The following is a 7,335-nucleotide window of genomic DNA, read 5'->3' as shown; positions in this document are numbered from 1 at the left end:
TTTCATAGCAGATCTCACTTCTAGTCTTGATTTATACTATAAGAATAGGCCAAAACTGAGTCAGATGCATAGGCATGTTAATTTATCGCTTTATGTAACTCCTCGTACATTAACTCACGCATTTTAAATTTCTGAATTTTGCCAGTGACGGTCATGGGGTATTGGTCGACAAACTTGATGTAGCGCGGCACTTTAAAATAGGCGAATTTTTCAGTTAGAAAATGACGAATATCGTCTTCGGTAATGTCGGCATTGGCGCGAACTTTAATCCAGGCGCACACCTCCTCACCATATTTGTCACTTTGCACGCCAAATACTGCCGCGTCTTGCACGTCCTTATGGCTGTAGAGCTCTTCTTCAATTTCTCGTGGGTAAATATTCTCGCCGCCGCGGATGATCATGTCTTTAATACGACCCACAATTTGCACATAACCCAGCTCGTCCATTTGACCGATATCGCCCGAATGTAACCAACCAGCACTGTCGATGGTTGCAGCGGTTTTAGCGGGGTCATTCCAATAACCTTGCATAATGCAGTAGCCTCGACTGCACACTTCACCGGGTTGACCAATAGCAACCACGTCGCCAAATTCATTGATAATTTTCACTGCGGTGTGTGGCAATGCTCGGCCAACGGTGAGCACTTGTTTTTCGATGGGAGAATCTATTTCAGTAATGTGGTTTAACGGGCTGCATTCGGTTTGTCCGTAACCAATCAGCACCTCTTTCATGTACATCAGTTCTTGTACTCGTCGCATGACTTCTTCGGGGCAAGTGGCGCCAGCCATAATGCCAGTGCGCAGTGAGCTAAGGTCAAACTGGTTAAATTGTGGATGTTCTAACTCTGCAATAAACATGGTCGGCACGCCATGTAATGCGGTGCAGCGCTCTTGTGCCACTATTTGCAAGGTGGTTAGTGGATCAAAAGACTCACTTGGGTACACAGCCGCTGAAGCGTAAATAATAGAAGATAAGCTGCCTAATACCATACCAAAACAATGATATAGCGGCACAGGAATACACAATTTATCGACAGGAGTAAGCTTCATTGCCTCCGCCACTAAATAGGCATTATTTAAAATATTATGATGCGATAGCGTCGCGCCTTTAGGGCTACCCGTGGTGCCAGAAGTAAATTGAATATTAATCGAATCATGGCTGTTGAGTGTATCAGCAATAGTGGCTAACGCTTGTTGGTCATCGGCGTTAACATCAACCAGCAAATCGTTAAAGTTAAGCATGCCTGGTGTCTTGTCAATCCCCATGCGGATCACAAACTCAAGTTCGGGTAATGCGCGAGCAGATAAGTGACCTAGATTGCTGCTTAATTCTGGCACTAGCTCATTCAACATTTGCAGGTAATTACTGGACTTAAATTTATCGGCACAAATCACTGCGCGACAGCCAACATTATTCAGGGAGTATTCTAACTCTTCGGGGCGATAAGCTGGGTTAATGCACACCATAATTGCACCAATTTTAGCGGTAGCAAATTGGGTTAAACACCACTCAATATTATTGGGTGACCAGATCCCTACTCTATCCCCGGGCTGAATACCTAGTTTCAATAAGCCTGTGGCAAGTGCATCAATCTTTGCTTGATACTGGCGATAGTTCCAGCGGATATCTTGATGATGAACGACGACGGCAAGATTATCTGGATAGGTGTTAGCAATATCATCAAAATATTGGCCAATGGTGTTATCAATCAGCGTAGTTGAAGTGGCACCATGATATTCACTTAACGTTAGTGGAAATGTTGCTTGATTTGGCGGGATAAACATTGAAGCCTCCATGGCATTTATTATTATAATGAATATTATGATTAGTCTTATTCAAACTAACCAATACATGGGGTCACTCACAAGTAAAAAACGGCGGTATTAGACTAAAGATTGATGCCGACGGAAGGGATTTGTTACACTGTAGAACGTGAATATTTCAATAATCCATTTTAAACAGCATTAACCGCTTTAATTAACTACATGATTACATTACAGCCACTGATTAGATCAAAAAAATCACAAAAAAACAATCATAACCATCTGTTTAAATGAATAATTAATTTATAAAACGTTTGATTAAATATCGAATAAACGCCCATACTTTTTCACCTTACCGTCGATAATCTAAAACAATCAATCGCGACATTACTATTATTGCGATGATGTTTAGCTCGATTCGGACACTTTTTGTGTGACAGATAAAGCTTCTTGTTTGTCTGCAACATTCAAGCCCAAATGGTGCTTGTCTCTATCGCCATGTACTCAGTAGTGAAGTCGTACTTATCACTATTTATCTCTTATCACTAACAGGATTTTTATGGCATCGGCGGCAACGTTACCAAGTCAACTTAATACTCGCGCCATTTTGCTGGTATTAGCCTTAGGCACATTTATATTGGGATTATCGGAGTTTTCGATGATGCCAATGCTGCCCTTAATCAGCGAAACATTTTCCTCAACACCGTCACAGAGCGGTTATGCCATTAGTGCTTACGCGATAGGGGTTGTTGTCGGGGCGCCGATTTTAATGCTGACGACGGCCAACATGAAAAAACGCCATGCCTTGGTTATTTTTCTAACATTAATGTTTATCGCCAATGGCTTAAGTGCAATGGCAACCTCACTTGAGCAGCTGATTGTGTTTCGTTTTTTAAGTGGCCTGCCCCATGGCGCTTACTTTGGCGCGGCCATATTATTAGCCGCCGATATTGCCCCACAAGATAAACGCGCCAGCTATATATCCAAAGTGTTTATGGGCTTAACCATAGCCACTATCGTCGGGGTGCCAATTGTCACTTTAGTTGGGCAAAATTTAAGCTGGCGCTATTGCTTGGCGGGTGCATCAGCTCTGGCCTTAGTTGCACTGGCGTGCGTGTATGTAGTGATCCCTAAAATAGAAAACAGCCAGCCGTCAAATTTAATCAATGAATTTGGCGTGTTGAAAAATAAATTGGTCTGGTCAATTCTAGGTATTGTGATTATTGGCTTTGGCGGCGTATTTTGTATTTACACTTATATTGCCGACACCATTTTAGTGGTCACCCAAACGCCGGCATACACAATTTCAATCGCGATGGTGATGTTTGGTATTGGTTGTACATTGGGTAACTATGTATTAGGCAAAGCGGCCGATCGTGCGGCTTTATACACCACAGGCATAGCCTTAATTTGTATGATTATATTTTCGCTTGCCTACGTCGGTGCCAGCCATAACATTTGGCTATTGTATGCGGTGATTTTCTTTATTGGCTGCAGTTTAGGCTTAGCCACCTTAATTCAAACCTTACTGATGGATGTATCACCAAACGGCCACGCCATGATAGGTGCCTTGGTGCAGTGTTCATTTAACATCGCCAATGCCATCGGCCCTTGGGTAGGCGGCATGGTTATCGCACAAGGTGCATTACCCAACGAGACGGGTTATGTTGCGGCGGTGCTATTTACTGGCGGCTTCATAATGTGGCTGTTAAGTTATCTGCAAATGAGCAAGAAAAATGCCCAATTGCAGCAATGCCCTGCTTAATCACCTTATTGCTGACATTGTAGATCACAGTGTAGATGACCTTGTAGATGACATTATAGATGACCTTGTAGATGACATTATCTACTTCATTGGCGATAACATTGTAGATGAAAATGTCATCGCCGACATGCTGAATGGGCCAATATAATCCCATTAGAAAATGATTTACCTTGGCGGCTGAAGACTCACGCCAAGGTAGAATAATACAACAAGGAGAAAGCTTACATTAGCCAATATAAGCAGTTAAAAAGTGTTTTGAAAAGTGTTGCGTTCATAATGCATGTCATCAGTCTACATCTCCCACAGCTTGGCTAATTATGGGGAATTTATTGACCGAACAAACAGCAAACCATCTTTGCATAAATAGCAAAATCCAGTAGAAAACCGTTAATTATAATGGGCTATAACCTCAGTTACTTCGTATCTGATGCTATTAGCCATCACAAAGAGCCAAACAATGTTTTCATTTTTAAAGCCAGATCCAGTCAAAAAATTACGTAAAAGCTATGATTCAATACTGGAGCAAGCCATGCAAGCACAGCGTAAAGGCGATATAAAGACCTATTCTCTGCTAACCGCAGAATCGGAACAGATTTGGGCTAAAATAGTCACACTAGAGGCTGCAAGTAAATAATCGTCACAGTTATTATCTGAATTCGGGAGCCATTACCCACTTATTGGAGATCATTATTTTGGCTCGGGTAATATAGGCTCACTGGAGTCCATATACGTTAAATAATGTTGCCAAATATTATGAGTGCGCTGCACAGTAAGTTGCAGCATACATCCATGGTACATTGCACCTCTTATAGTCCCATCTCGCCATAACTCATAGATAGCATGACAATAAGACTCTCGATATGGCAGCCAGTCTCGTTGAGACAGATGTAGTGCTTCAAGCGCCTTTGGATAATCATGATATTGCTCATTGGCTTTAGCCATATACTTGTCCAATATTACTTGTGCATCATCGGCTTGCTGCCTAGCACAGTCATTAATTTCAAGGGTGTTAATCGGATTACTACAGTCAACCGCTACTTCATGGCCTGTTTCTTGATGCACACTTGCTTGATAGTCAGTTTCTTGCGCCCAACCCCCGCCACTTAACACCATAGTGCAACCCAGTAATACTAGGATGATATATTGTTTCATTGATAATACTCCTTACAGTCTTTCAACCTATGTCATATCAAACTTAGCATTTTTTTACTCACAAGGTACATTGACGCGTCAATAGCGTGCCGCTTGCAAATCAACGCAGATAGCAGGACAAAGAGCGGTTTGATGGTCCTTTATTACCCCGAGCAGAGGTAATTAAGTGATCTGTGAACCACAATCAAGAATAGCCATTCATTTAACGTTATGCTGCACAGGTCAACGTCAGCTGTTGCGCTAGTGATTTTCTTAATGATTGCGCGAGTTGTTACGTTAATAATTACATTTGTTATTACGCGTTATTGAGGAGAATTGGCATGTGGTGGCGAGTAACCATTATCAGCTTGGCTTACCTATTATTGGGCGCCCATTTTTTACGCTTTGATCAGCATATATTGGCCATTATCGCCATAAGTTTGCCCTTGTTGATGTTTATTAAACATTCATTTGTATACACATTACTCAAGATAGGCTTACTGATCAGCGTGATATTTGTGTGGGCAGTAACCACGTTCAATTTCATCGATATGCGCATTGCACTCGAACAGCCTTGGTTAAGATTGGCCATAATCATGGTATCAGTCATGATATTTACGGTGTTTGCGGCATTTTCAACCAACGGCCTCAATCAAAAATTGCGCCGTTAGTAATAACGTAGGTTATTTATTCGGTTTCAACCATTTATAAATACTGTCTTTGCGGTAAACCAATAGCGCGGCAAATAAAACAATATAGATGCTGGGTTCAATAATCTCTGACTTTACCGACCAATAAAAATGGATCGGTGCCAATATGGCAGCCAGATAAACCCAATTGTGCAATGACTGCCAGCGCTTTCCCAAACGTCGTTTGATAGCATTAGGCGAGGTTAACGCCAGTGATACAATAATAATTAATGTTGCTGCGCCGACTAAGATATAAGGCCGCTTGATCACCTCCTCAAACAATAATCCCCACGCAAACAGCAAATCTAAGCTAATAAAAGCACTAATATGCAATAGTGCGTAAGCACACACATACAAGCCCACCAAACGGCGAGTTTGCATTAGCGCCGCTATCTTAAAACGTTTGGCGATGGGTGAAATCAATAACGTGGCTAATAAACTATTAATCGCGCCCATACCGGTATAATGAATAATATACTGCACCGGATCGCCACCCGCATTGTCAGTTAACACTAATGTCACCAGATAAAAGGCGGGCAATAAAAAGCTAATATGCAATAACACCTTTAACCAAAACAGTCCTCGAGGACTTATGCGCATTAGTAAAACTTCCTCAGATCGATATTTTTATATAAATCGGCCACTGAATCAGCATAACCATTGAACATTTGGGTCGGAATACGCTTAGCAGAGAATAAGCCGCCTTCTCCGATGCTGCGCTCAGAGGCTTGCGACCAACGAGGATGATCCACCTCTGGGTTTACATTAGCGTAAAAACCATACTCACTTGAGGCCAATTGATTCCAGCTTGTCGGAGGTTGTTTATCCATCACCCGAATACGCACAATAGACTTGATACTTTTAAAACCATATTTCCAAGGCACGACTAAGCGGATTGGAGCACCATTTTGTGGCGGCAACGTTTTACCGTACAAGCCTACCGCTAAAAACGATAAATCATTCATCGCTTCGGCAACCGTTAAGCCTTCAACATACGGATAATGGATCCCGCCCCCCATTAAGCGACTCTTTTGCCCTGGCATTTGCTCAGGATCAAACAAGGTCTCAAAAGCGATATGAGTTGCATTACTTTGCACGCCGGCTTGTTTGAGTAAACTGGCTAACGAAAAACCCACCCAAGGGACTACCATAGACCACGCTTCAACACAGCGTAGGCGATAAGTGCGTTCTTCCAGAGCAAAACGTGTCGTCAGTTCATTTAAATCTAAGGTGATGGGTTTATCGACCAAGCCGTCAATGGTTAACGTCCAAGGATCAACCTTAAAACCTTGGGCATTGTCATAAGGATCCGACTTACTATTACCAAATTCATAGAAATTATTATGACGAGTGATTTTATCTTCTGGTGTTTTAGGACTTGGCAATACAAACTTTGCCGGTGTTGCGTATTGTAGGCCTTGAGTAGTAAAGGGATTTTTGGCTTGTTGTTCACCAAATAGATCAAAAATACCCGCCTGAACTTGCCCCGGCAAACTGGCCCCTAACGCCCCTAAACCTAAGGCTTTAACGATATTACGGCGATCATTAAATACCGATTCAGGTGTAACTTGATTATCGGCAAGATGCCAAGGAGCCCGTTTAAGTATGCCTTTAGTAAAGCGTTTATTACCCGCCATAAATCACCTCTTATAAATGTTTGTCGACAGCCTATCGAGACCAAAATCTGCTCTTCATCTCTCAATAGACAGGTTACATTGGTTTTTTATTTCAACGTATTGCTGTTTTTAATTCAACGTATTGATCTTGTTAATTCAACATACTATTAAAAACCGCCAAAAGCAGATTTGGTCATAATTTGTCAGTAAAATAGCACAATAACCGCCGCCATAATGACAGTTGATACGAACTCAAGTTACAGGTAGATTTAAATTTAATCATTAACAACAATATTTCATCCAATCCTTGTTTTGCCCCTTGCAGGCGTTTATTAGCCGTGCGACCCTTAACCATTATCTTCTATCGGTTA

8 protein-coding genes are annotated in these 7,335 nt (G+C 41.9%); 4 read left to right on the top strand and 4 right to left on the bottom strand.

Translation table 11 applies throughout. The annotated features are described in order from the left end of the window. Positions 1-77 precede the first annotated feature (77 nt). The gene (locus tag AAEZ02_RS04305) at positions 78-1,784 is read right to left on the bottom strand and encodes an AMP-binding protein (RefSeq protein WP_124014186.1); all 1,707 of its coding nucleotides are present in this window, start codon (positions 1,782-1,784) and stop codon (positions 78-80) included. A gap of 538 nt (positions 1,785-2,322) precedes the next feature. Here AAEZ02_RS04305 and AAEZ02_RS04300 point away from each other — a divergent pair. The 3 genes from AAEZ02_RS04300 (at position 2,323) to AAEZ02_RS04290 (ending at position 4,162) form a co-directional block, all read left to right on the top strand. Further along, positions 2,323-3,528: an MFS transporter gene (locus AAEZ02_RS04300; protein WP_124014187.1), complete on the top strand. Its 1,206-nt coding sequence runs from the start codon at positions 2,323-2,325 to the stop codon at positions 3,526-3,528. Beyond that, positions 3,500-3,676 (top strand): hypothetical protein, encoded by a 177-nt coding sequence (locus AAEZ02_RS04295; protein ID WP_351122083.1) that lies wholly within the window; start codon positions 3,500-3,502, stop codon positions 3,674-3,676. Before AAEZ02_RS04300 ends, AAEZ02_RS04295 begins: the two co-directional genes overlap by 29 nt. Before the next feature lie 309 nt (positions 3,677-3,985). After that, positions 3,986-4,162: a DUF6435 family protein gene (locus AAEZ02_RS04290; RefSeq protein WP_124014189.1), complete on the top strand. Its 177-nt coding sequence runs from the start codon at positions 3,986-3,988 to the stop codon at positions 4,160-4,162. 53 nt (positions 4,163-4,215) lie between these two features. On the opposite strand, the gene AAEZ02_RS04285 is transcribed toward AAEZ02_RS04290, so the two are convergent. Next, entirely contained in the window at positions 4,216-4,680 is a 465-nt protein-coding gene (locus tag AAEZ02_RS04285) for a lysozyme inhibitor LprI family protein (protein ID WP_351122080.1), read from the bottom strand. A gap of 320 nt (positions 4,681-5,000) precedes the next feature. Between AAEZ02_RS04285 and AAEZ02_RS04280 the strand changes: the two genes are divergently transcribed. Further along, positions 5,001-5,330 (top strand): hypothetical protein, encoded by a 330-nt coding sequence (locus tag AAEZ02_RS04280; protein WP_101030374.1) that lies wholly within the window; start codon positions 5,001-5,003, stop codon positions 5,328-5,330. A gap of 12 nt (positions 5,331-5,342) precedes the next feature. On the opposite strand, the gene msrQ is transcribed toward AAEZ02_RS04280, so the two are convergent. Both msrQ and msrP read right to left on the bottom strand, forming a co-directional pair. Beyond that, a complete protein-coding gene (gene msrQ, locus AAEZ02_RS04275) occupies positions 5,343-5,948 on the bottom strand; it encodes a protein-methionine-sulfoxide reductase heme-binding subunit MsrQ (protein WP_124014191.1) in 606 nt (201 codons plus the stop codon). Beyond that, complete coding sequence (gene msrP / locus AAEZ02_RS04270; RefSeq protein WP_124014192.1) at positions 5,948-6,985, bottom strand: protein-methionine-sulfoxide reductase catalytic subunit MsrP; 1,038 nt, start codon at positions 6,983-6,985, stop codon at positions 5,948-5,950. The genes msrQ and msrP overlap by 1 nt, the downstream gene beginning before the upstream one ends. Positions 6,986-7,335 lie beyond the last annotated feature (350 nt).

The sequence above is a fragment of the Shewanella sp. T24-MNA-CIBAN-0130 genome, from assembly GCF_040310185.1.
Taxonomy (GTDB): domain Bacteria; phylum Pseudomonadota; class Gammaproteobacteria; order Enterobacterales; family Shewanellaceae; genus Shewanella; species Shewanella psychromarinicola.
This window is presented reverse-complemented; position numbering and strand designations above follow the sequence as displayed.

Excerpts from the sequence above, each read along its gene's own strand:
- AAEZ02_RS04305 (WP_124014186.1), bottom strand. The coding sequence starts at position 1,784 with ATGTTTATCCCGCCAAATCAAGCAACATTTCCACTAACGTTAAGTGAA.
- AAEZ02_RS04300 (WP_124014187.1), top strand. The coding sequence starts at position 2,323 with ATGGCATCGGCGGCAACGTTACCAAGTCAACTTAATACTCGCGCCATT.
- AAEZ02_RS04295 (WP_351122083.1), top strand. The coding sequence starts at position 3,500 with ATGCCCAATTGCAGCAATGCCCTGCTTAATCACCTTATTGCTGACATT.
- AAEZ02_RS04290 (WP_124014189.1), top strand. The coding sequence starts at position 3,986 with ATGTTTTCATTTTTAAAGCCAGATCCAGTCAAAAAATTACGTAAAAGC.
- AAEZ02_RS04285 (WP_351122080.1), bottom strand. The coding sequence starts at position 4,680 with ATGAAACAATATATCATCCTAGTATTACTGGGTTGCACTATGGTGTTA.
- AAEZ02_RS04280 (WP_101030374.1), top strand. The coding sequence starts at position 5,001 with ATGTGGTGGCGAGTAACCATTATCAGCTTGGCTTACCTATTATTGGGC.
- msrQ (WP_124014191.1), bottom strand. The coding sequence starts at position 5,948 with ATGCGCATAAGTCCTCGAGGACTGTTTTGGTTAAAGGTGTTATTGCAT.
- msrP (WP_124014192.1), bottom strand. The coding sequence starts at position 6,985 with ATGGCGGGTAATAAACGCTTTACTAAAGGCATACTTAAACGGGCTCCT.